This window comes from Pseudomonas sp. ICMP 3272 (genome assembly GCF_001466905.1).
GTDB lineage: Bacteria > Pseudomonadota > Gammaproteobacteria > Pseudomonadales > Pseudomonadaceae > Aquipseudomonas > Aquipseudomonas amygdali.
Genome location: NZ_LKEK01000039.1, coordinates 13,235 through 36,576 on the forward strand (window position 1 = coordinate 13,235; position 23,342 = coordinate 36,576).

The following is a 23,342-nucleotide window of genomic DNA, read 5'->3' on the forward strand; positions in this document are numbered from 1 at the left end:
CGACGGGCAAGCCGGTCGCGGCGCAGGTATTACACAGTCAAAGGCTTAGTTGATCTGGCCGTGACAGTGTTTGAATTTCTTGCCCGAACCACACCAGCACAGCTCGTTGCGACCCAGTTTCTGGTCGTTGCGGACCGGCTCGGATGCGACGGCTACCGGCGCTTCGCCACCCTCTTCATCCAGCAGCGGCTGGTCGATGCCCGGCGCAGGAGCGTGTTCGAACTGCATGCGGCTGGCCAGTTCTTCGGCTTCCTGACGCAGGCGCGCCTCTTCTTCCTCTGGATCTTCGCGACGAACCTGAACATGCGAAAGCACACGGATGGTGTCGCGCTTGATCGAATCCAGCAGTTCCTGGAACAGCGTGAAGGACTCGCGCTTGTATTCCTGCTTCGGGTTCTTCTGAGCGTAGCCGCGCAGGTGGATACCGTGACGCAGGTGGTCCATGGTCGACAGGTGATCTTTCCACAGGTCGTCCAGCACGCGCAGGAGGATCTGCTTCTCGAAGGAACGCAGGGCTTCGGCGCTGGCCTGGTCTTCCTTCTCGTTGTACGCCACCAGCAACTGCGCCATGATTTTTTCGCGCAGGCTGTCTTCGTGCAGGTTGTCGTCTTCGTCCAGCCACTGCTGGACGGGCAGTTTGACGGCAAAGTCGGTGTTCAGCGCGGCTTCCAGACCGGCAACGTTCCACTGCTCCGGCAGGGATTGCGGCGGAATATGCTGACTGATGAGATTGTTGAGCACTTCCTCACGGAAGTCAGCGATGGTCTCACCAATGTTCTCGGCAGCCAGCAGCGTGTTACGCATGTGATAAATCACTTTGCGCTGCTCGTTGGCCACGTCATCGAACTCGAGCAACTGCTTGCGGATGTCGAAGTTACGACCTTCCACTTTGCGCTGCGCTTTTTCGATGGCGTTGGTCACCATGCGGTGCTCGATAGCCTCACCGGACTGCATGCCCAGCGCCTTCATGAAATTCTTCACGCGGTCCGAGGCGAAGATACGCATCAGGCTGTCTTCGAGCGATAGGTAGAAACGGCTGGAACCGGTGTCACCCTGGCGGCCGGCACGGCCACGCAGCTGGTTGTCGATACGGCGCGATTCGTGGCGCTCGGAGGCAATAACGTGCAAGCCACCCGCTTCGATCACCTGCTGATGGCGTTTCTGCCAGTCAGCCTTGATCTGTGCGATCTGCTCAGGGGTCGGATCTTCCAGATTGGCGACCTCTACTTCCCAGTTACCGCCCAACAGGATGTCGGTACCGCGACCCGCCATGTTGGTAGCAATGGTCAAAGCACCCGGACGACCGGCCTGCGCGATGATTTCTGCTTCTTTTTCGTGGAACTTGGCGTTCAGAACCTTGTGATCAATGCCTTCCTGCTTGAGCAGGTTGGACATGTGTTCGGAGGTTTCGATGGTCGCCGTACCTACCAGCACCGGACGGTTCTCTGCAATGCAGGCCTTGATGTCGGTAACGATGGCTGCGTACTTCTCTTCCGCCGTCAGATAGACGAGGTCGTTGAAGTCTTTACGCGCCAACGGCTTGTTCGGCGGGATGACCATGACGGCCAGGTTGTAGATCTGGTGGAATTCGAACGCTTCGGTGTCAGCCGTACCGGTCATACCTGACAGTTTGTTGTACAGACGGAAGTAGTTCTGGAACGTGGTCGATGCCAGGGTCTGGCTTTCGGCCTGAATGTTCAGGTTTTCCTTGGCTTCGATGGCCTGATGCAGGCCCTCGGACAGGCGACGGCCCGGCATGGTACGGCCGGTATGCTCGTCGACCAGCAGAACCTGGCCGTCTGCAACGATGTACTCGACGTTGCGGTTGAACAGTTTGTGCGCACGCAGACCCGCATAAACGTGAGTCAGCAGGCCCAGGTTGTGCGCCGAGTACAGGCTCTCGCCTTCAGCCAGCAAGCCGACTTCGGTGAGCATTTCCTCGATGAACTGGTGACCGGCTTCGTTCAGCTCAACCTGACGGGTTTTCTCGTCAACGGTGAAGTGGCCCGGTTTGGTGACTTCGCCTTCCACTTCCTCGATATGCTGCTCGAGCTTGGGGATCAGGCGGTTGATTTCGGTGTACAACTTGGAGCTGTCTTCGGCCTGACCGGAGATGATCAGCGGCGTACGCGCTTCGTCGATCAGAATCGAGTCGACTTCGTCGATTACGGCGAAATTGAGTTCGCGCTGGAACTTGTCGTCCATGCTGAACGCCATGTTGTCGCGCAGGTAATCGAAGCCGTATTCGTTATTGGTGCCGTAGGTGATGTCGGCAGCATAAGCAGCGCGTTTTTCTTCCGGCGGCTGGAATGGTGTGACGATGCCTACGGTCAGACCGAGGAATTCGTACAACGGACGCATCCAGTTGGCATCGCGGCGAGCGAGGTAGTCGTTCACGGTGACTACGTGAACACCCTTGCCGGACAGCGCATTGAGGTACACAGCCAACGTACCGACCAGGGTTTTACCTTCACCGGTACGCATTTCCGCGATCTGACCTTCGTGCAGGGTCATGCCGCCGATCAACTGAACGTCGAAGTGGCGCATGCCCATGACGCGTTTGCCCGCTTCACGAGCGACAGCAAAGGCTTCAGGCAGCAATTGATCCAGGGTCTCGCCTTTGGCTATGCGGGCCTTGAACTCTTCGGTCTTGGCGCGCAATTGCTCGTCCGAAAGGGCCACCATTTGCTCTTCGAAGGCATTGACGATCTGTACCGTCTTGAGCATGCGTTTTACTTCACGCTCGTTCTTGCTTCCAAAAAGTTTTTTCAACAAAGGCGCAAACATATCGACAGGATCTTCCACACATAGGAATGGAGGGCGGCCCCGTGAGTCGCCCGTGCAGCCCAGATGGCCGCATGCGAACGAGCATTCTACCCGGAAACGATGGTGAGGAAAGTGGCGTTATTCCACGATGCTGGCACAGCGCTGTTACGGGGCAGGTTTACAATGGGGCCAATTTCAAGCACTTCAACCCATAATCCGGGGAAGTTACTCATTGATTTGCATATGAAAGCACGGAAATGCCCTGAAAAGCAGCCGTTAGAACGCTTTCTGTTAAGATGTTCATCTTGTTACCAGGCACTCCACCATGGCCTTTCGTCCTCTGAACGCCCGCCCGCCCGCGGTTCTGCTGCGTGAAGCCAAGCCCTTGAAGGCTATATTTCGCCACGCCGAACGCCTTAGCCATTTGCAGCGCCTGCTCGAAAGTCAGCTGCAACCAGCCGCGCGCGAGCATTGTCGTGTGGCCTCGTGGCGCGAAGGCACCTTGTTGCTGATCGTGACGGATGGTCACTGGGCCACGCGCCTGCGCTATCAGCAGAAGCGCCTGCACCGGCAACTGATGGCCTTCGACGAATTCATCAACCTGACGCGCATTGTCTTCAAGGTGCAGCCACCTGAAGCCCCGCGCGGGGCGGCCACGCACACCATCGACCTGTCTTCGATTGCCGCCGAGAACATTCAGGCCACCGCCGAGGGCATCACTGATCCCAAGCTGCGGGCCGCACTTGAGCGGCTGGCCAGCCATGCCAAGGACAAGAAATAGCGTCTGAGTGATTTTCGCCAGATCCTCTGCGCAACTGACTTTCCCAATGAAGCCAATAAAAAAAGGCCACCCGAGGGCAGCCTTTAAAGAACAAAAGGAAAGAGAGTAAAGCTTGCCTACACAGCCGCGACAGGGCGCATGTAGGAAATAGGTGCCGTACTGGCATCCTCGAAAGTCACCACTTCCCAGGCGTCTTTCTGCTCGATCAACGTGCGCAGGAGACGATTGTTCAGTGCATGCCCCGATTTGAAGCCCCGGAACTCACCAATCAGGCTATTGCCCAGCAGGTAAAGGTCACCGATGGCGTCGAGGATTTTGTGTTTGACGAATTCGTCCTCGTAACGCAGGCCGTCTTCGTTCAGTACGCCGTCCTTGTCGACCACGATGGCGTTTTCCACACTGCCGCCGAGTGCGAGGTTGTGCTTGCGCAGGTACTCGATGTCACTCATGAACCCGAAGGTCCGGGCACGGCTGACTTCCTTCACGAAGGAAGTGCTGGAAAAGTCCACGCTTGCACTCTGGGTGCGATCACGGAAGACGGGGTGATCGAAATCGATCTCGAAACTGACCTTGAACCCTTCGAAAGGCACGAAAGTAGCGCGTTTACCGCCCTCCTCCACTGTGACTTCACGCAGGATGCGGATGAATTTCTTCGGCGCGTCCTGTTCTTCCAGGCCAGCCGATTGAATCAGGAATACGAAAGGGCCTGCGCTGCCGTCCATGATAGGAACTTCGGAGGCAGAGAGCTCGACGTAGGCGTTATCGATGCCAAGGCCAGCCATGGCCGAGAGCAGGTGTTCTACCGTGTCAACTTTGACATCACCATTGACCAGAGTGGTCGACAGAGTGGTGTCGCCGACGTTTTCCGCACGCGCAGGGATCTGCACGACGGGGTCAAGGTCAGCTCGGCAAAACACAATGCCGGTATTCACAGGTGCGGGCTTGAGGGTCAGGTAAACCTTCTCCCCGGAGTGCAGGCCTACACCTGTGGCACGGATAATATTTTTCAGGGTGCGTTGTTTAATCATGGCATGGGCCGCTTCAGCGCAAGTTGCGAACTGGTATCAACAAAGGCTGGCGATGATAGCAGACCATGCCTTTGCTGAACACCAATCACCCTAATACCCCTGATACATTTCATCAATCGGCCTGACGACGCAGGAAAGCCGGGATATCCAGGTAATCCAGATCATCGTTAGGGTTCATCTTCGCCGCTGCGGTAGCGCCTGCGTGTGCCTGATTGCGCATCACGGTAGGACGGTCCAGATCGCGGTAGTTGACCGACGGTGCTTCCTGACGCGACGCCTGCTGGGCAGGAGCCTGCTGGGTGGTCTGCAGCGTGTTGTCGATGACCTTGACCGGCTTCTCGATTTTCGCGCCCAGGCCGGTGGCAACCACAGTCACGTGCAACTCGTCACGCATGTCCGGATCGATAACCGTACCGACCTTGACCATAGCGTGCTCGGAAGCGAACGCTTCGATGATGCTACCCACGTCCGAGTACTCACCCAGCGACAGGTCAGGACCGGCAGTGATGTTGACCAGGATGCCGCGAGCGCCCTGCAGGTTGACGTCTTCGAGCAACGGGTTGCGGATGGCCGCTTCGGTGGCTTCACGTGCCCGGTTAGGACCGCTGGCGCAGCCAGTACCCATCATCGCCATGCCCATTTCGCTCATCACGGTACGGACGTCGGCGAAGTCGACGTTGATCATGCCCGGACGCTTGATGATGTCGGAGATACCGCGAACGGCACCAGCCAGTACATCGTCAGCCTTGGCGAAAGCCGACAGCAGGCTGGCGTCTTTACCCAGGATGGTCAGCAGCTTCTCGTTGGGGATGGTGATCAACGAGTCGACGCTTTCGGACAGCATGCGGATGCCTTCATCGGCGATCTGCATACGCTTGCGACCTTCGAACGGGAACGGACGGGTCACGACTGCGACCGTCAGAATGCCCATTTCCTTGGCCACTTCAGCAATGATCGGTGCTGCACCGGTACCGGTACCGCCGCCCATGCCAGTGGTGATGAAAACCATGTTGGTGCCCTGCAGAACTTCTGCAATGCGCTCACGATCTTCCAGTGCGGCCTGACGACCGACTTCAGGGTTGGCGCCAGCGCCAAGGCCTTTGGTCACGCCGGTGCCCAGTTGCAGAATGGTCCGCGCGCCAATGTTTTTCAGCGCTTGAGCATCTGTGTTGGCGCAGATGAATTCCACGCCTTCGATGTTGCTCTTGACCATGTGATTGACAGCGTTTCCGCCACCACCGCCTACACCGATAACTTTGATAACCGGGCTTTGCGGGACGTTGTCTACGAGTTCGAACATTTCTCTCTCCTTCCGCTTTCTAGTTAGTTTTGCCTACTGCCTGCCGATATTGCTTTTGAAGCCCTGAATCTGAAGCTGTGAAACTTTTAAACGTTGAAACTTAAAAATTGCCCTGCACCCAACGCTTGATACGCTCAAGCACCGGTGCCTTGGTTTCGTCGCTGTAACTGCTGTTGCCGACCATCCCGGACAGCGAAATGCCGTCCGACTGCTTTTGCAGCCCGTACATCAACAGGCCTACGCCAGTCGAGTAGATCGGGTTGCGCACGACATCAGCGAGCCCTTTGACGCTGTGCGGCACGCCAAGGCGCACCGGCATGTGGAAGATTTCCTCGGCCAGTTCGACCGCACCTTCCATTTTCGCTGTGCCCCCGGTCAGCACGATGCCGGCCGGGATCAGGTCTTCGTAACCGCTGCGGCGCAACTCGGCCTGGATCAGGGTGAACAGCTCGTCGTAACGAGGCTCTACCACTTCGGCCAGGGCCTGACGCGACAGCTCGCGAGGTGGACGGTCGCCCACACTCGGTACTTTGATGGTTTCACCGGCACCGGCCAGTTTGGCCAGGGCGCAGGCGTAGCGAATCTTGATTTCTTCGGCGTACTGGGTCGGGGTACGCAACGCCATGGCGATGTCGTTGGTGACCTGATCGCCCGCAATCGGGATAACCGCCGTGTGACGAATGGCGCCTTCGGTGAAGATCGCGATGTCGGTCGTACCGCCACCGATATCCACCAGGCACACGCCCAGCTCTTTCTCGTCATCGGTAAGTACGGAATACGCCGACGCCAGTTGTTCAAGAATGATGTCGTCAACTTCCAGACCGCAGCGACGCACGCACTTCTCGATGTTCTGCGCGGCGTTCACTGCACAGGTCACGACGTGAACCTTGGCTTCCAGACGTACACCGGACATGCCCAAAGGCTCACGCACGCCTTCCTGGTTATCGATCACGTAATCCTGAGGAAGGGTGTGCAGCACGCGCTGGTCGGCAGGAATGGCCACCGCCTGAGCAGCATCGAGCACACGCTCCAGGTCCGCAGAACTGACTTCGCGATCACGAATCGCCACGATGCCGTGCGAGTTCAGGCTGCGAATATGGCTACCTGCAACGCCGACAAATGCCGAGTGAATACGGCAACCCGCCATCAGCTGCGCTTCTTCGATTGCGCGCTGGATCGACTGCACGGTCGACTCGATATTCACTACCACGCCTTTCTTCAGGCCGCGGGAGGGATGGGTACCGATACCCACGATTTCCAGCGAGCCATCGGCCGCGACTTCGCCTACCAGTGCCACCACCTTGGAGGTACCGATATCCAGCCCGACGATCATTTTGCCGCTTTGCACGTTTGCCATGGTCCTGCCTCTTATCAATTCTTCGCGACAGCGGGTTTATCCGTCGTTGCCGCTGCCTGTTCGCGCCAACCGACCGCTAGGCCGTTGGAGTAACGCAAGTCAACGCGCGCGATATTCGTGATTTGTTCTTTCAGCGTTTTGTCGTAAATCGCGATGAAACGGCGCATTTTTTCGACGAGGTGGTCGCGTCCAAGCAACAATTCGATACCCGGGCCAGCACTACCGGCGCCTGTTGTCAGGAACCAGCTGCCGCGCTCGCGCAGCTCCAGGCGCACGATGGAGAAGCCCAGCGGGCGCAACATCTGACTCAACACCTGATACTGCTGCATCACCTGTTGCTGGGCCCGCTGCGGGCCGAACAACTGGGGAAGATGTTCGTAATTGGACAGTTCACGCGGCGTGAAAGCCTGTCCCTGGTTGTTCAACAGCGCTTCATCACCCCAACGGGCAACCGGCAACTGCTCTTCAAGACGAATCACGACCTGATCCGGCCATACACGACGAACTTCGGCGTGGGCGATCCAGGGCATCTGCTCAAGCTCGGTGCGCATGCCGGTCAGATCAATCTTGAAAAAGCTCGACGCCACATAAGGCGCAATCCGCTGCTGCACAGCCTGCTGGCTGATGTAACTCAAATCGCCCTGCACATTGATGCGGGTAATCGGACGGTCGGCGTACGGCAGCAGGCGTTGCGCTGCCTCATAAGTGCCGAAGCCCAGAACCACCAGCAACACAGGCCAGAGCAGACGCTTCAGAACACTGAAGTTGGCCTTGGGCAGGCGCGCCGACAGAGGCTCCTTGGCCACCATTCGGCTGGCGCCACGCGGCACCGGCTTGTTGCGGCCGGGTGCAGGTGGCTGAGGACGTGCCGACGCGCCGTACATGCCTTACCCTCTCGCCTGAACACTGTCGGCCAGAATCGCCAACACCAGTTGTTGAAAATCCAGACCTGCAGCACGCGCAGCCATAGGCACCAGACTGTGATCGGTCATGCCGGGCACGGTGTTGACTTCAAGTAACCAGAACTTACCTTGTGCGTCCTGCATAACATCCGTGCGCGCCCACCCTGCGATGCCGATGGCGTCGCAAGCGCGTGCTGCAAGTTGTTTGAGTTCCTGTTCCTGCGCATCGCCAAGCCCGCAAGGGATCCGGTACTGAGTATCGGAAGCCAGGTACTTGGCATCGTAATCATAAAAACTGTGAGGAGTGCCCAGGCCAATGGGAGGCAACACCTGGCCACGCAGAGACGCCACAGTAAACTCAGGTCCCTGAATCCACTGTTCGACTAATACTTGCGAATCGTAGGTACTGGCGGCTTTCCAGGCGGCGATCAATTCATCGACGCTGTTCACCTTTGCCATACCGATACTTGAACCTTCATGGGCCGGTTTGACGATCAAAGGGAAGCCCAGTTCCGTCGCTGCGCAAATACAATCGCTCTCGTTTTCAAGAACGGCATGCAAGGGCGTCGCAAGGCCGAGACTCTGCCAGACCTGCTTGGTGCGCAACTTGTCCATCGCCAGCGCGGAAGCCAGTACACCACTGCCGGTATAGGGGATTTCCAGGCATTCCAGCAGGCCTTGCATAGTGCCGTCTTCGCCGCCTCGCCCGTGCAGAACAATGAAGGCACGGTCGATCTTTTCGCTGACCAGTCGCTGCAGGAAGTCATCGCCCACATCGATGCCGAACGCGTCCACGCCAGCATCGAGCAACGCCTTGAGCACCGCATTACCGGAGTTCAGGGAAACTGCCCTTTCAGCACTCTTGCCACCGAAGAGCACGGCGACACGGCCGAAGCTTTTCGGCTCGAGCGTCGAGCGCAGGGAAGACTGGGCGACGGCTGTCATTTCAGCTTCCCTTCGGTGGGGGCCACTTTAGCGCCAGCGAACAGCGGGCTTTTCAGCAGTTGTGGCGCAAGACCGCCGATGTCGCCAGCGCCCTGGCACAGCAGAATGTCGCCAGCGCGCAGCAGCGGCTTGACCAGCGGCGCCAGCTCGACGCCGCGCTCGATGTAGATAGGGTCCAGCTGACCGCGCTGACGAATGCTGTGGCACAGGTTGCGGCTGTCGGCGCCGGGAATCGGTTCTTCACCCGCCGGGTAGACTTCCATCAGCAGCAACACATTGGCGTCCGCCAGAACCTGTACGAAATCGTCGTACAAGTCACGGGTGCGGCTGAAGCGGTGCGGCTGGTAGACCATCACCAGCCGACGATCCGGCCAGCCACCCCGTACGGCGCTGATCACAGCAGCCACTTCGCGCGGATGGTGACCGTAGTCATCGACCAGCATCACGTTACCGCCTTCGACCGGCAGCTCGCCGTACACCTGGAAGCGACGACCGACGCCCTGGAACCCCGAAAGGCCCTGCACGATCGCCTCATCGCTGACACCTTCGTCGGTGGCAATAGCGATGGTCGCCAGCGAGTTGAGTACGTTGTGATTGCCGGGCATGTTCACCGACACATCCAGCGGCTCGCGGTCGCGGCGCAGTACGGTAAAGAATGTCAGCATGCCGTCCTGACGCACGTTGATTGCACGTATGTCGGCAGACTCGCTGAAGCCGTAGGTCAGCGTCGGGCGCTTGACCTGCGGGAGAATTTCACGCACTACCGGATCGTCGATGCACATGACCGCCAGGCCATAGAACGGCAGGTTATGCAGGAACTCGACAAAGGTCTTCTTCAGTTTATTGAAGTCGCCTTCGTAGGTCGCCATGTGATCGGCGTCGATATTGGTGACTACCGCAACCAGGGGCTGAAGGTGCAGGAAGCTGGCATCGCTTTCATCGGCTTCAGCGATCAGGTAACGGCTGGTGCCCAGCTGGGCGTTGGTGCCCGCGGCGTTCAAACGGCCACCAATCACAAAGGTCGGGTCCAGGCCACCAGCAGCGAACACCGAAGCGATCAGGCTGGTGGTGGTGGTCTTGCCGTGCGTACCGGCGACAGCGATGCCGTGGCGATAGCGCATCAGTTCGGCGAGCATCTCGGCACGGGGCACGACTGGAATACGGCGTTCCAGCGCGGTGGCGACTTCCGGGTTGGAAGTATTCACAGCGCTGGACACCACCAGTACGTCGGCACCCACGGTGTTCTCGGCGCGATGGCCAACAAAGATCTGCGCGCCGAACGATTCCAGACGCTCGGTCACGGCCGAGCCTTTGAGGTCGGAGCCCGAGACTTCGTAGCCCAGGTTCAACAACACTTCGGCAATCCCGCACATGCCGACGCCGCCGATACCGACGAAGTGGATGCGACGGATACGGCGCATTTCAGGTTGCGGCATGGCGCGTTGATTCTCAACCATGAGCCACCTCCACGCAGACGTTGACGACGGTGTTGGTTGCATCAGGCTTGGCCAGGCTACGTGCTGTGCGGGCCATGCTGTTCAATTGTTCGGGTTGCATCAAAACCTCTTTCAGGCGTGCTGCCATCTCGGCGGCGCCAGTTGTCGCTTGCGGCATGACGAAGGCTGCGCCTTCGCGAGCCAGATAGTCAGCGTTACGTGACTGATGGTCATCAATCGCGTGGGGCAGCGGTATCAGCAACGACGGCAGACCTGCGGCGGCCAGTTCGCTGATGGTCAATGCGCCTGCGCGGCAGACCACCAGATCGGCCCAGCTATAGGCTTGGGCCATGTTCTGGATGAATGGCGCAACCTGCGCCTCGACGCCCACGTTGCGATAACGCTCGGCGGTGACTGCGTCGTGATTCTTGCCCGACTGATGAAACACTTCGGGCTGGATGTCCTGAGGCAACCGGGCCAGCGCCTCGGGCAACAATTTGTTCAATGGCTCTGCGCCCAGACTGCCGCCCAGCACCAACAGACGCGCCTTGCGTCCGGCCAGCGCCTGACGCGGTGTTTCCAGAAACAGCTCGACACGCACCGGGTTGCCGGTGGTGCGGCGTTTGGACGAGGCCGCAAAGGTGTTCGGGAACGCCTCGCACACGCGGCTGGCGAACGACGCCAGGCTGCGATTGGCTGTACCGGCAACGGCGTTCTGCTCGTGAATGATCAACGGTACGCCTGCCAGCTTCGCCGCCAGACCACCAGGGCCGGTGACATAGCCACCGAAGCCAACCACGCAGACCGGCTTCACCTGACGGACAACCTTGCGCGCCTGCATCAGGGCCTTGAGCAACATGAACGGCGCCTTGAGCAGCGACAGCCGGCCTTTGCCACGCAGCCCGGTGACATTGATCAGGTGCAGCGTCAAACCGGCCTGCGGGACCAGTTCGTTTTCGATTCCGCGTGGCGTGCCCAGCCAGTGGACCTTGTAGCCGCGAGCCTGAAACTCGCGTGCACAAGCCAGCGCCGGGAATACATGCCCGCCGGTGCCGCCAGCCATGATCAGCACATTAGCGTCCATGGGGCGTCTCCTCGGCGAAGTCGCTTTCCTTGAACTCGGCTTCTTCACTGCCCATGTTGTTGCGCGATTCCCACTCGATGCGCAGCAGCAAGCCAAGACTCGCGCAGCAGATCACCAGCGAGCTGCCGCCGTAGCTGAGGAATGGCAGAGTCAGACCTTTGGTCGGCAGCAGACCAACGTTCACACCGATGTTGATCAGGAACTGACCGATCCACAGGAACGACAGACCGTAGGCCACGTAGGCACCGAAGAACTGCTTGGCGCGCTCGGCCCACATGCCGATGTACATACCGCGAATACTGACAAACAGAAACAGTGCGACGGTGATCAGCGAACCCACCACGCCCAGCTCTTCTGCAAGTACCGAGAACACGAAGTCGGTGTGCGCTTCCGGCAAATAGAACTGCTTCTGCACGCTGTTGCCCAGCCCGACGCCGAACCACTCGCCACGACCGAAGGCGATCAGCGCCTGGGTCAATTGATAACCGGAACCGAACTGGTCAGCCCACGGGTCGGTAAAGTTGGTCAGACGCGCCATCCGGTAGGGCTGGGCCTGGACCAGAACAACGACCGACGCCACAGCCAGAACCACCATCAGCGAGAAACGGAACAGGCCGACACCGCCGAGAAACAGCATGGCTGCGGCTGAGCCCATCATTACTACAGTCGCACCGAAGTCAGGCTCCATGAGCAGCAGACCTGCCATCGGCAAAAGCACAATGAACGGCTTGAAAAAGCCCATCCAGCTTTCACGAACTTCCTGCTGCTGACGAATCAGATAGCCCGCAAGAAAGATCACCACAAACACCTTGGCGATTTCCGACGGCTGCACGTTGAATGCGCCGAAGCCGATCCAGCGCATCGAACCGTTCACCTCGCGCCCGATTCCTGGCACCAGTACCAGCAGCAACAAGCCGAACGCGCCGAGCAGCATCATCCAGCCCAGACGTTGCCAGGTGGCGACCGGGATCATCATGGTCACGCCACAAGCACCCAGGCCGATCAACAGATAAACCAAGTGGCGGGTCATCATGTACAGCGTGTTGCCCGACTGAACTGCAGCAACTTCCGACGAGGCGGAAGTAATCATTACCAGCCCAAGGCCCAGCAATGCCAGGCAGCCGACCAGCATCGGGAAGTCGAGGTCAATGCCGCGCCCGCTGATCAGTGGCGATGGATAAGGCTTGATCACACCGAAGATCATGACAAGCACTCCACTGCCTGCGCGAACACACGTCCGCGCTCTTCATAATTCTTGAACATGTCCAGGCTGGCGCATGCAGGCGAAAGCAATACCGCATCGCCCCGCTGCGCCAGCTTTGCACTGTGCTCGACAGCAGCCTGGACGGTGTCGACACGCACCAGAGGAACGGCATCACCCAATGCCTGGGCAATCAGCTCGGCGTCGCGGCCCAGTAACACCGCAGCGCGGCAATGCTCAGCGACTGGCGCACGCAATGCGCTGAAGTCAGCGCCTTTGCCATCGCCACCAGCGATCAGTACCAGCTTGCCGTCGATATCCGAACCCAGACCTTCGATGGCAGCCAGTGCGGCACCGACGTTGGTGGCCTTGGAGTCGTTGTAGTAATGAACGCCGTCATGCTCACGCAGCCACTGGCAGCGATGCTCCAGGCCGGTGAATTCGCGCAGGCTTGCAAGCATCGCATCGAACGGCAGGCCAACCGCATGCCCAAGCGCCAATGCAGCAAGGGCGTTGGCCTGATTGTGAGCACCACGAACTTTCAGCTCACGTACCGGCATCAGGTTTTCGAACTGGAACGCCAGGTATTTTTCGCCGTTTTCTTCACGCAGACCAAAGCCGTGGAAATCAGGCTTGTTGAGACCGAACGTCCAGCAAGGCAGGCCTTCACCAATCAGCGGACGGGACAGGGCATCCTGACGATTGACCACCACTTGCCGCGCGCCACGGAAAATCCGGTGCTTGGCCAGGTGGTAAGCCGGCAGGCCGCTGTAGCGGTCCATATGGTCTTCGCTGATGTTCAGCACGGTTGCCACTTCAGCATTGAGCTGGTCGGTGGTTTCGAGCTGAAAGCTGGACAGCTCCATTACGTAAAGTTCGACATCGTCGCTGAGCAGGTCCAGCGCCGGAGTACCGAGGTTGCCCCCGACCGCAACGCGTTTGCCTGCAGCGACGGCCATTTCACCCACCAGCGTTGTCACCGTGCTTTTCGCATTCGAACCGGTGATGGCAATGACCGGCGCCTTCGCGTAACGCGCGAACAGCTCGATGTCGCCGGACAGCTTGACGCCACGCGCGTGCGCCTGCTGCAGGGCCGGTGTGGCCAGCGCCAGACCGGGGCTGACATACAACTCGTCGGCACGGCAGAGGAAATCCACGTCCAGCTCGCCACAACGCACTTCCACCTGCGGATAGTCACGACGCAAGGTCGCCAGCTCAGGAGGATTCTCCCGCGTGTCGGCCACGGCAAAGGACACGCCCCGGTTCGCCAGGAAGCGAACCAGGGACATGCCACTTTTGCCAAGCCCCACAACAATGCGGAAGCGGTCGGAGACGATCAGGGACACTCGTTCTACCTCAGTTTCAGTGTGGCAAGGCCAATGAGCACCAGAATCACGGTGATGATCCAGAAACGGACGATCACGCGTGGCTCGGGCCAGCCTTTGAGTTCAAAGTGGTGGTGAATCGGCGCCATGCGGAACACGCGGCGACCGGTGAGTTTGAAAGACGCAACCTGAATGACCACTGAAAGGGTTTCCATCACGAACACGCCGCCCATGATGAACAGGACAATTTCCTGACGCACGATCACGGCCATGGTGCCCAGTGCAGCGCCCAGCGCCAGCGCACCGACGTCGCCCATGAATACCTGCGCCGGATAGGTGTTGAACCAGAGAAACCCGAGCCCCGCACCAATCAGCGCACCAGAGAAGACAATCAGCTCGCCGGCCCCCGGTACGTAGGGAATCAGCAGGTATTCAGCAAACTTCACGTTACCCGACAGGTAGCAGAAGATGCCCAGCGCACCGCCCACCATCACCGTCGGCATGATTGCCAGACCGTCCAGGCCGTCAGTCAGGTTGACTGCGTTGCTGGAGCCGACGATCACGAAATAGGTCAGCACGATGAAACCGATACCCAACGGGATGCGCACATCCTTGAGCATCGGCACGATCAGCGTGGTTTCGGTAGCCGACGGTGCAGTCGTATAAAGGAAGATCGCTGCACAGAGGCCGAATACCGACTGCCAGAAATACTTCCAGCGGCTCGGCAGGCCACGCGAGTTCTTTTCGATCACTTTGCGGTAGTCATCGACCCAGCCGATGGCCCCGAACAGCAGTGTCACCAGCAACACAACCCAAACGTAACGATTGCTCAGGTCAGCCCACAACAGCGTACTGATACCGATGGACGAGAGGATCAGCGCGCCGCCCATGGTCGGCGTACCCGATTTGGACAAGTGCGACTGCGGACCGTCGTTGCGGACCGACTGGCCGATCTGGCGCATCTGCAAGGTGCGGATCATCCACGGCCCCAGGCACAGCGACAGTGTCAGTGCAGTGAGCACGCCAAGGATCCCGCGCAAGGACAGGTACTGAAAGACCGCGAAGCCTTTGTAGAACTGTTGTAAAAACTCGGCCAACAGCAGCAGCATTAATGTTTCTCCAGGCTAGAACCGCACAAGGCAGCCACGACGTTTTCCATCGCAGCGCTACGCGAGCCCTTGATCAATAAAGTGGTATTAGGGTCCTGCTCGGCGCCCAGCGCCGCGATCAGCTCTGCCTGACTGGCAAAGTGGTAAGCATGTTCACCAAAGGCGCTGACGGCATGAGTCATCAACGGGCCGACGGCATACAGCGCCGAGACCTTGCCAGCGGCATAGGCCCCTACGTCGCGATGGCCTTGTTCGGCCCACTCGCCCAGCTCGCCAATATCGCCCAGCACCAGCACGGTACGACCGGTAAAACCGGTAAGGATGTCGACGGCCGCGTTGATCGAGGCAGGGTTGGCGTTGTAGGTGTCATCAATGACGCGCGTGCCGTTGCTGGCGATTTGCGCAACCGCACGGCCCTTGACCGGCTGCACGTTGTTCAGGCCCGCAACAATACCTTCCAGCGTCACGCCCAGAGCGCAGGCTGCAGCCGCAGCTGCCAAAGCGTTGGCCACGTTGTGCGCGCCCAACAGATTCAACTGAACCTGGGCGACGCCGAGCGGGCTGTTCATGGTGAAGCCCGGGCAGCCGCGGGCATCACGACTGAGTTCACTGGCGTGCAGATCCGCCGCAGGGTCAGCCAGTGCGAAGGTCAGAATGTTGCGATTGCCGGCACGCTTGCGCCAGACAGGGAACGCCTTGTCTTCCAGATTCAGCACCGCAGTGCCGCTGGCATCAAGACCTTCCAGAATCTCGCCCTTGGCTTCGACAATTTTGTCCGGCCCGCCAAACTCGCCGACATGGGCGGTTCCGGCGTTGGTAATGATGGCAACGTGTGGCTTGGTCAGGCTCACGGTAAAGGCAATTTCGCCCACCCGCGATGCGCCCAGCTCGATGACCGCCGCACTGTGCTCGGGAGCCAGCTCCAGTAACGTCAATGGCACGCCCAGCTCGTTGTTCAGATTGCCACGAGTGGCCAGCACAGGGCCGCGCGTACGCAGAATGCTCGCGAGCATTTCCTTGACCGTGGTCTTGCCGCTGGAACCGGTCATCGCTGCAACCGGCTTGTCGATGAACGCATTGCGGTTCATTGCGCCAAGTTGCGCGAGCGCCTTGCGGGTATCGAGCACGACCAGTTGCGGCAGGCTTGCGCCCTGCACTTCGCGCTCGACCAGAGCACCTACCGCACCTTTGGCAGCCACCTGCTCAAGGAACTCATGGCCGTCGAAGCGCGGTCCGGTCAGGGCCACAAACAGCTGGCCCGGCTCGATGCCACGGCTGTCAGTGCTCACGCCGTCAAAGCTGCAGTCGCCAGCGACCAGACGGGCGTCAAGTGGCACGACCAGTTCGCTGAATGTCATTGGCTTAATCATTCGCAGGCCCCCATGCAGCAAGCGCCTTGGAAGCTTCTTGCAGGTCAGAGAACGGATGGCGCTGACCGTCGACTTCCTGATAGTCCTCGTGCCCTTTACCAGCCAGCACCACGACATCATCGGCACTGGCGCTGGCAATCAGCTCGGCAATGGCCTGGCCGCGACCTTCGATGAAGCGCACCTTGTCGACAGCAGTGAAGCCAGGGCGAATATCGTCAAAAATGCTGGCTGGCGATTCGGAGCGCGGGTTGTCGTCGGTGACCCACGCACCGTCTGCCAGGCGTTCGACCACTTCAGCCATCAGCGGACGCTTGCCGCGATCACGATCACCACCGCAGCCGAACAGGCACAACAGGCGGCCTTTGGCGTGCGGGCGCAGTGCTTCGAGGACTTTTTCCAGCGCATCCGGAGTATGCGCGTAATCGACAACCACCAGCGGCTTGTCGGCACCACCCAGACGCTGCATGCGCCCGACCGGACCTTCTAGTTTCGGCAGCACCTTGAGAATTTCGTCCAGCGCGTAATCCAGGCCCAGCAAAGCACCGACCGCAGCCAGCACGTTGCTCAGGTTGAAGCGACCCAGCAGGCTGCTGCGCAGGAAATGCTCGCCCTGAGGCGTGACCAGCGTAGCGCGCACGCCATCGTCATCGAATTTCGCATCGCGGCAATACAGGTAGGCCGAGCTGTCCAGCTGGCTGTAGGTGATCAACCGCGACTCTTGCTTGATACCGGCCAGTTCACGACCGAAAGCATCATCCAGGTTGATTACCCGGCATTTCAGGTTGGACCATGCAAACAGCTTGGCCTTGGCGGCAGCGTACGCTTCCATGGTGCCGTGATAATCCAGGTGATCACGGGACAGATTGGTGAGCACCGCCACATCAAACGCCAGCGCCGTCGCCCGCCCTTGATCCAGCCCGTGAGACGAAACTTCCATCGCCACTGCACGCGCCCCGGCCTTTTTCAGATCGGTCAGCGTCGCCTGAACGGCAATCGGGTCAGGCGTGGTATGACGGCCGCTTTGCAATGCGCCGTAGAAGCCTGTGCCCAGTGTGCCGACAATGCCGCAATGCTGACCCAGTGCATCAAGCGCCTGTGCAACCAGTTGGGTGACGCTGGTCTTGCCGTTGGTGCCGGTAACACCTACCAGATTCAGACTGCGACTCGGGTCGCCGTAGAAGCGGCCGGCAATATCGGACAACTGCGCGGCGAGCCCCTTGACCGGGATCAGCGGCACGTCGGTGATCGGCAGAACGGTCGAGCCTTCGACTTCGTACGCCACAGCCGCAGCGCCACGCTTGAGCGCGTCGGCAATATGTGCACGGCCATCGACCTTGATACCCGGTATGGCTAGAAACAGATCACCCGGACGGACATTGCGGCTGTCGAGAGTCAACTCGCGAATCAGCGCATCGCGATCGGTGTGAGCGAAAATCTTGCTCAGATTAAAGGCCATCAACCACGCCCTCCTTTGGCTGCCGGTGCTGCATTGACTTGTTCCGGTGGGGCAAGGTTGTCAGGCGTGACGTTCATCAGACGCAACGTACCGGACATGACTTTGCTGAATACCGGAGCCGAAACCAGACCACCGTAGTAACCGCCCTTGCTCGGCTCGTCGATGACCACGACGATGGCATAACGCGGGTTACTCATCGGGCCGAAACCGGCGAACAGGGAGCGATAGGAGTTCTCCGCATAGCCCTTGGTGCCGATCGACGTCTTACGCGCCGTACCGCTCTTGCCGCCGACGTGATAGGACGGCACACGGGCGCGATAAACGCCGCGCGGGTCTTCGATAACCTGCTGCAACATACCCTGCAGAGTCTTGGCGGTTTTCTCGGGAATAGCCTGGGTCGATTCCGGCTCTTTATCCGTTTTCAAAATGGTCAGTGGCACGATGCGGCCGTTATTGGCCAGCGCGCCATAGGCGTGTACCAGCTGCAAAGCGGTGACTGACAGACCGTAGCCATAGGACAGCGTGGCGGTTTCAGCCTTGCGCCATTCGCGGTAGTTGGGCAGGTTGCCGACGCGCTCGCCAGGGAAGCCGAGGCCGGTGTACTGACCAAAACCAACGCGTTGCATGGCACGGAAGATCGCTTCGCCGCCCACATCGAACGCGACCTTGCTCATGCCGACGTTACTGGAGTTGATCAGGATGCCGGTCAGATCGAGGATCGGGCCCTCGGTCTTGGTCACGTCACGAATAGTGTATTTGCCGATCTGCAGGGTGCCTGGATAGACCTCGACCTTGTCGGTAGGCTTCCAGCGGCCACTGTCCAGCGCTGCGGTCATGGAGATCGGCTTCATGGTCGAACCAGGTTCGAACACGTCAATGATGGCCCGGTTGCGCATGGCAGCAGGCACCATGGTGCGGCGATTGTTCGGGTTGTAGGTCGGCTGATTGACCATCGCCAGAACTTCACCGGTCTTGACGTCCATGATCACCATACTGCCTGCCTTGGCCTCGTTTTCCACGATGGCGTTGCGCAGCTCACGGGTTGCCAGGTATTGCAGGCGCAGGTCAATAGACAAAGCCAAGGTCTTTCCGGCCTTGGCATTCTTGGTCACCTGAACATCCTTGATCAGTCGGCCGCGCCGGTCCTTGATGACCTGACGCTTGCCGGGCACTCCCGCAAGCCAGTCGTCATATGCCAGCTCGACACCTTCGCGACCGTGGTCATCAAGGTCGGTAAAACCAACCATGTGCGCGGTAACATCCCCTGCCGGGTAGAAACGGCGGAACTCTTCGATGCCGTAAACGCCAGGGACTTTCAGATCCAGCGCTGCCTGACCCTGCTCCGGCGTCATGCCACGAACGAGGTAGATGAATTCCTTGGTGGATTGCGATTCCAGGCGATCAGTCAACGCTTTCAGATCCTGCCCGGTAGCCGCTGCGAGCATCGGCCACTTGGACTTGTCCTGCTGCATTTCGCGCGGGTTGGCCCACAGCGTCGTCACCGGAGTACTGACGGCAAGCGGCTCGCCATTGCGGTCGGTGATCAGGCCACGGTGAGCCGGAATCGGGATATGCCGCAGGCTGCGGGCATCGCCCTGCTCCTTGAGAAAGGTGTGGTCGATAACCTGCAGGTCAACGATGCGCCAGCAAATGGCGAGCACGAGGGACACCAGCAGCCCCACGACCACGCGAAAACGCCACGGATAAAGCGCGCCTTCAAGTTTCATCATGGCGCCACCATCCGCACTTCGGCAGCGCTTGGAATGCGCATTTTCAGCTGTTCGGTGGCCAGATTCTCGATGCGGCTATGTGCAGTCCAGGTGCTCTGCTCAAGAATCAGCCGGCCCCACTCTGCCTGCGCCTTGTCGCGCACGCTCATTTCCGAATACAGCGAGTTGAGCAGTTGACGATTCCAATGTGCGCTATAGGAAACGCCAATCGCTGAAATCAGGACAGCAATGAACAGCAGCAGCATAATGAAGCTGCCGCCGGGCAAAGGCTTCAGAAACAGACGGCTCACCTGAGCTTCTCCGCTACACGCATGACAGCACTGCGCGAACGCGGGTTGGCTTTGGTTTCGGTATCCGAGGCGAATTGAGCCTTACCGTGAATTTTGATTTTCGGTTCAAACGGCTTGAACTGGATCGGCAGATTGCGTGGCATGTTGTCGGCTTCGCCCTTGGCGAGCTTGCGCATGAACAGCTTGACGATGCGGTCTTCCAGCGAGTGAAAACTGATGACGACGAGGCGACCACCAACTTCAAGGGCATCCAGCGCGGCTTCGAGACCGGCTTCCAGATCGCCCAGCTCGTTGTTCACGTGAATACGCAGGCCCTGAAAGGCACGCGTTGCAGGATTCTTGCCCTTTTCCCAGGCAGGGTTGGCGACCTTGAGCACTTCTGCCAGATCAGCAGTACGCTCGAAAGGCTGGACTTCACGGCGCGCGACGACCGCATTGGCCATGCGTTTGGCAAATCGCTCTTCGCCGTATTCCTTGAATACGCGGGCAATTTCTTCAGCGGGCGCAGTCGCAATGAACTCGGCAGCGCTCACGCCACGGGTAGGGTCCATGCGCATGTCCAGCGGGCCGTCGTTCATGAAGCTGAAACCGCGCTCGGGGTCATCCAGCTGCGGGGACGACACGCCCAGATCCAGCAGGATACCGCTGACCTTGCCCGCCAAACCGCGTTCCTGAGCCTCGGATCCCAATTCGGCAAAGCTGCGCTGCACAATGACAAAGCGGCCGTCTTCGGCCGCTAGCGCTTGCCCTGTGGCAATCGCTTGAGGGTCCTTATCGAACCCCAGAAGCCGACCATCAGGACCAAGCTGGCTCAATATCAGACGACTATGCCCGCCACGTCCGAACGTGCCGTCCAGATAGCAGCCATCGGCACGCACCGCGAGAGCCTCCACGGCTTCTTCAAGCAGCACGGTGATGTGGGTAAAGCCGCTGTTCATAGTCACAGGATCAAATCACGTAATTCGTCGGGCATAGCGCCAGGTTTTTGAATGGCAGCCAGGTCAGCATCAGCAAGAGCATTCCAGGCGTCCTCGTCCCACAGTTGAAACTTGTTGAGTTGGCCCACCAGCATTACGCGCTTATCCAGCCTGGCGTATTCGCGCAAGCGTGGCGGCACCAGAAAACGCCCGCTGCCATCGAGTTCCAGATCGACAGCATTACCAATCAAAAGCCTTTGCAGACGACGGTTCTCTTCACGAAACGTCGCCAGATCACGAAGTTTTGCCTCTATCAGCTCCCATTCGGAAAGCGGATACAGGCAAAGACAGGGATCAACGGCATCAATGGTCACGATAAGTTGCCCGGCACTACGCGAATCCAACTCGTCACGGTACCGGCTCGGCATAGCGAGACGGCCCTTGGCATCGAGATTGATCGCGTTGGCACCACGGAACACAGGCGCATTCTCCGAATATTAGCTTTTTGCGCTGAAAAAACCCACTTCGTGCCACTTTCTGCCACTTGTGCACACTATAGGAACGCGCCCACCACACCGTCAAGGCACGGTCTTAAGGAAAACCCTTACATTTCGGAGATTTAGGAGAGGTATTGGGTATAAAAGGGGAATTTTACGAACGTTCCGACAGATAAATCCCACGCGACTCAAATCGTTGCGATTCAAAGTTAATGTGATTTATGAGCTGTAAGATTTTTTTGGTATTACGAGAGGGTTTTGCTGCTTGAAACGAAGGGTAGGAAAAAGGTGGAGAGTCGATCTGTAAGCCGGGTTCTGTCGAGAACAGTCATTCCTCTACGACGGCCATCACTGGACGTCTTTAGCAACCTACCCGGTTCCAGCGCGGGCCACGCCTAGGAACCCTATTTGGTCTTGCTCCGAGTGGGGTTTACCTTGCCACGAACTGTTACCAGACGTGCGGTGCGCTCTTACCGCACCTTTTCACCCTTACCGGCACCGAAGTGCTTAGGCGGTTATTTTCTGTGGCACTTTCCGTAGGCTCACGCCTCCCAGGCGTTACCTGGCACTCCGCCCTATGGAGCCCGGACTTTCCTCCCCCCCCTGTTGCGGAACAACAAGAGGCAGCGACTGTCCAATCGACTCTCCGCCGCCAAGGTTAGCGGCACATGCCTTCAAGAACAAGCTTTAATAGCACGTGGGGTGCGCTTGTCCCCGTTATCCACCCCTTTTGAAGGCAACCCATCATTCTTTCTGTTTCTCCAGCGCCACCTGATAAAGCAGGTTCTTGCGCACGCCGGTTATTTCGGCTGCCAAGGCTGCGGCGCGCTTGAGAGGCATCTCCGCAAGCAGTAAATCCAGTATGCGGCGCGCCTCCTCACCAATGACATCCTCGTCCTCGGGCGGTGTCCAGCCGGCTATCAGCACAACGCATTCGCCACGCTGCTGGTTACTGTCGGCCTCGACAAAAGCCCGCAGCTCACCCAAAGGCAGACCCTTGAGCGTTTCAAAGGTTTTGGTTATTTCACGTGCCAGCAAGGCCTGACGGTCGGCACCAAAGACTTGCTCCATGTCTTGCAGACACTCGAGAATCCGGTGCGGCGCTTCATAATAAATAAGCGTGCGCGGCTCTTCCTTTACTCGCTCAAGCTTTGCCTTGCGCCCTGCAGCCTTGGCGGGAAGAAAGCCCTCGAAAATGAATCGGTCCGAAGGCAGTCCGGCCGCAGAAAGAGCGGCGATCAGGGCGCAAGCGCCCGGCACGGGCACAACCGGTACACCTACAGCACGCGCCTGACGTACCAGGTGATAACCGGGATCAGAGATCAGCGGCGTGCCCGCGTCGGAAATCAGCGCCACATCGTCGCCAGCCAGCAGACGCATTATGAACCGACTACCCTCATCACGTTCGTTATGCTCGTGACAGGCGGCCAGCGGAGTGGATATCCCGAAGTGCTGCATCAGCCGTGCAGAATGGCGCGTGTCTTCAGCCGCAATCAGCGCGACCTCACGCAACACCTTCAATGCCCGCACGCTCATGTCGTCCAGATTGCCGATAGGAGTCGCCACTACATAAAGCGAGCCCGGAGTGGAATTCGAAACAACCGGAACAGTCAAAACGCAAACCTCACAGGTTAAAGCTGATACTTGGAAAAAATGCATTGTACAGGCTGAAGCACGGCCAAGCGGCTCGCGCATCAGGGATGCCGATAAAAAAGGAATAAATACATGATCAAGGCCGGACACAACACAACGCAGCCCCCTCGAATTGAACGATTTGGCCGCCAGATGACCCTAACGCGACCAATATCACGGCTTTAAACACCTTCGACATCGCACCCCGGCCAGCGC

At 59.0% G+C, this 23,342-nt stretch carries 19 protein-coding genes and 1 other RNA gene; 1 reads left to right on the forward strand and 19 read right to left on the reverse strand.

All coding sequences use genetic code 11. From position 1 onward, the window contains the following. Positions 1-45 precede the first annotated feature (45 nt). The gene (gene secA, locus AO068_RS06465; protein WP_004666178.1) at positions 46-2,787 is read right to left on the reverse strand and encodes a preprotein translocase subunit SecA; all 2,742 of its coding nucleotides are present in this window, start codon (positions 2,785-2,787) and stop codon (positions 46-48) included. Positions 2,788-3,091: 304 nt separating this feature from the next. Between secA and AO068_RS06470 the strand changes: the two genes are divergently transcribed. Further along, positions 3,092-3,547: a DUF721 domain-containing protein gene (locus AO068_RS06470; protein ID WP_058400720.1), complete on the forward strand. Its 456-nt coding sequence runs from the start codon at positions 3,092-3,094 to the stop codon at positions 3,545-3,547. 116 nt (positions 3,548-3,663) lie between these two features. Here the strand turns inward: AO068_RS06470 and lpxC are convergent, their stop codons facing one another. From lpxC to rsmI, 18 genes are all read right to left on the reverse strand, one after another. Next, positions 3,664-4,575: a UDP-3-O-acyl-N-acetylglucosamine deacetylase gene (lpxC, locus tag AO068_RS06475; RefSeq protein WP_002555040.1), complete on the reverse strand. Its 912-nt coding sequence runs from the start codon at positions 4,573-4,575 to the stop codon at positions 3,664-3,666. Positions 4,576-4,687: 112 nt separating this feature from the next. Further along, on the reverse strand, positions 4,688-5,875 hold the full coding sequence (gene ftsZ, locus AO068_RS06480) for a cell division protein FtsZ (protein ID WP_002555041.1): 1,188 nt from the start codon (positions 5,873-5,875) through the stop codon (positions 4,688-4,690). 100 nt (positions 5,876-5,975) lie between these two features. After that, a complete protein-coding gene (gene ftsA / locus AO068_RS06485; RefSeq protein WP_002555042.1) occupies positions 5,976-7,232 on the reverse strand; it encodes a cell division protein FtsA in 1,257 nt (418 codons plus the stop codon). A 14-nt stretch (positions 7,233-7,246) separates the two neighbouring features. After that, a complete protein-coding gene (locus AO068_RS06490) occupies positions 7,247-8,116 on the reverse strand; it encodes a cell division protein FtsQ/DivIB (RefSeq protein WP_004666180.1) in 870 nt (289 codons plus the stop codon). A 3-nt stretch (positions 8,117-8,119) separates the two neighbouring features. Further along, positions 8,120-9,079: a D-alanine--D-alanine ligase gene (locus AO068_RS06495; RefSeq protein WP_058407948.1), complete on the reverse strand. Its 960-nt coding sequence runs from the start codon at positions 9,077-9,079 to the stop codon at positions 8,120-8,122. After that, positions 9,076-10,536 carry a UDP-N-acetylmuramate--L-alanine ligase gene (murC, locus tag AO068_RS06500; RefSeq protein WP_058407949.1) on the reverse strand — a complete coding sequence of 487 codons (1,461 nt, stop codon included), beginning with the start codon at positions 10,534-10,536 and terminating at the stop codon, positions 9,076-9,078. The genes AO068_RS06495 and murC overlap by 4 nt, the downstream gene beginning before the upstream one ends. Further along, positions 10,529-11,599, reverse strand: coding sequence for an undecaprenyldiphospho-muramoylpentapeptide beta-N-acetylglucosaminyltransferase (gene murG, locus AO068_RS06505; protein ID WP_004666182.1), 1,071 nt, complete (start codon positions 11,597-11,599; stop codon positions 10,529-10,531). The genes murC and murG overlap by 8 nt, the downstream gene beginning before the upstream one ends. After that, positions 11,589-12,803 carry a putative lipid II flippase FtsW gene (ftsW, locus tag AO068_RS06510; RefSeq protein ID WP_002555047.1) on the reverse strand — a complete coding sequence of 405 codons (1,215 nt, stop codon included), beginning with the start codon at positions 12,801-12,803 and terminating at the stop codon, positions 11,589-11,591. Before ftsW ends, murG begins: the two co-directional genes overlap by 11 nt. Next, positions 12,800-14,146 carry a UDP-N-acetylmuramoyl-L-alanine--D-glutamate ligase gene (gene murD / locus AO068_RS06515; RefSeq protein ID WP_044323150.1) on the reverse strand — a complete coding sequence of 449 codons (1,347 nt, stop codon included), beginning with the start codon at positions 14,144-14,146 and terminating at the stop codon, positions 12,800-12,802. Before murD ends, ftsW begins: the two co-directional genes overlap by 4 nt. Before the next feature lie 5 nt (positions 14,147-14,151). Then, complete coding sequence (mraY, locus tag AO068_RS06520) at positions 14,152-15,234, reverse strand: phospho-N-acetylmuramoyl-pentapeptide-transferase (protein ID WP_002555049.1); 1,083 nt, start codon at positions 15,232-15,234, stop codon at positions 14,152-14,154. Beyond that, positions 15,234-16,604: a UDP-N-acetylmuramoyl-tripeptide--D-alanyl-D-alanine ligase gene (locus AO068_RS06525; protein WP_058407950.1), complete on the reverse strand. Its 1,371-nt coding sequence runs from the start codon at positions 16,602-16,604 to the stop codon at positions 15,234-15,236. The genes mraY and AO068_RS06525 overlap by 1 nt, the downstream gene beginning before the upstream one ends. Beyond that, entirely contained in the window at positions 16,597-18,060 is a 1,464-nt protein-coding gene (locus AO068_RS06530) for a UDP-N-acetylmuramoyl-L-alanyl-D-glutamate--2,6-diaminopimelate ligase (RefSeq protein ID WP_058407951.1), read from the reverse strand. Before AO068_RS06530 ends, AO068_RS06525 begins: the two co-directional genes overlap by 8 nt. Beyond that, positions 18,060-19,787 (reverse strand): peptidoglycan D,D-transpeptidase FtsI family protein, encoded by a 1,728-nt coding sequence (locus AO068_RS06535; RefSeq protein ID WP_004666184.1) that lies wholly within the window; start codon positions 19,785-19,787, stop codon positions 18,060-18,062. The genes AO068_RS06530 and AO068_RS06535 overlap by 1 nt, the downstream gene beginning before the upstream one ends. After that, on the reverse strand, positions 19,787-20,080 hold the full coding sequence (gene ftsL, locus AO068_RS06540) for a cell division protein FtsL (RefSeq protein WP_002555053.1): 294 nt from the start codon (positions 20,078-20,080) through the stop codon (positions 19,787-19,789). The genes AO068_RS06535 and ftsL overlap by 1 nt, the downstream gene beginning before the upstream one ends. Further along, on the reverse strand, positions 20,077-21,018 hold the full coding sequence (gene rsmH, locus AO068_RS06545) for a 16S rRNA (cytosine(1402)-N(4))-methyltransferase RsmH (RefSeq protein ID WP_002555054.1): 942 nt from the start codon (positions 21,016-21,018) through the stop codon (positions 20,077-20,079). Before rsmH ends, ftsL begins: the two co-directional genes overlap by 4 nt. Before the next feature lie 2 nt (positions 21,019-21,020). After that, the gene (mraZ, locus tag AO068_RS06550) at positions 21,021-21,476 is read right to left on the reverse strand and encodes a division/cell wall cluster transcriptional repressor MraZ (RefSeq protein ID WP_002555055.1); all 456 of its coding nucleotides are present in this window, start codon (positions 21,474-21,476) and stop codon (positions 21,021-21,023) included. Positions 21,477-21,782: 306 nt separating this feature from the next. Then, an RNA gene (rnpB, locus tag AO068_RS07060) (RNase P RNA component class A) lies at positions 21,783-22,140 on the reverse strand. 98 nt (positions 22,141-22,238) lie between these two features. Beyond that, positions 22,239-23,108: a 16S rRNA (cytidine(1402)-2'-O)-methyltransferase gene (gene rsmI, locus AO068_RS06555; RefSeq protein ID WP_058407952.1), complete on the reverse strand. Its 870-nt coding sequence runs from the start codon at positions 23,106-23,108 to the stop codon at positions 22,239-22,241. Between the last annotated feature and the right edge of the window lie 234 nt (positions 23,109-23,342).

Excerpts from the sequence above, each read along its gene's own strand:
- secA (WP_004666178.1), bottom strand. The coding sequence starts at position 2,787 with ATGTTTGCGCCTTTGTTGAAAAAACTTTTTGGAAGCAAGAACGAGCGT.
- AO068_RS06470 (WP_058400720.1), top strand. The coding sequence starts at position 3,092 with ATGGCCTTTCGTCCTCTGAACGCCCGCCCGCCCGCGGTTCTGCTGCGT.
- lpxC (WP_002555040.1), bottom strand. The coding sequence starts at position 4,575 with ATGATTAAACAACGCACCCTGAAAAATATTATCCGTGCCACAGGTGTA.
- ftsZ (WP_002555041.1), bottom strand. The coding sequence starts at position 5,875 with ATGTTCGAACTCGTAGACAACGTCCCGCAAAGCCCGGTTATCAAAGTT.
- ftsA (WP_002555042.1), bottom strand. The coding sequence starts at position 7,232 with ATGGCAAACGTGCAAAGCGGCAAAATGATCGTCGGGCTGGATATCGGT.
- AO068_RS06490 (WP_004666180.1), bottom strand. The coding sequence starts at position 8,116 with ATGTACGGCGCGTCGGCACGTCCTCAGCCACCTGCACCCGGCCGCAAC.
- AO068_RS06495 (WP_058407948.1), bottom strand. The coding sequence starts at position 9,079 with ATGACAGCCGTCGCCCAGTCTTCCCTGCGCTCGACGCTCGAGCCGAAA.
- murC (WP_058407949.1), bottom strand. The coding sequence starts at position 10,536 with ATGGTTGAGAATCAACGCGCCATGCCGCAACCTGAAATGCGCCGTATC.
- murG (WP_004666182.1), bottom strand. The coding sequence starts at position 11,599 with ATGGACGCTAATGTGCTGATCATGGCTGGCGGCACCGGCGGGCATGTA.
- ftsW (WP_002555047.1), bottom strand. The coding sequence starts at position 12,803 with ATGATCTTCGGTGTGATCAAGCCTTATCCATCGCCACTGATCAGCGGG.
- mraY (WP_002555049.1), bottom strand. The coding sequence starts at position 15,234 with ATGCTGCTGCTGTTGGCCGAGTTTTTACAACAGTTCTACAAAGGCTTC.
- AO068_RS06525 (WP_058407950.1), bottom strand. The coding sequence starts at position 16,604 with ATGATTAAGCCAATGACATTCAGCGAACTGGTCGTGCCACTTGACGCC.
- AO068_RS06530 (WP_058407951.1), bottom strand. The coding sequence starts at position 18,060 with ATGGCCTTTAATCTGAGCAAGATTTTCGCTCACACCGATCGCGATGCG.
- AO068_RS06535 (WP_004666184.1), bottom strand. The coding sequence starts at position 19,787 with ATGAAACTTGAAGGCGCGCTTTATCCGTGGCGTTTTCGCGTGGTCGTG.
- rsmH (WP_002555054.1), bottom strand. The coding sequence starts at position 21,018 with ATGAACAGCGGCTTTACCCACATCACCGTGCTGCTTGAAGAAGCCGTG.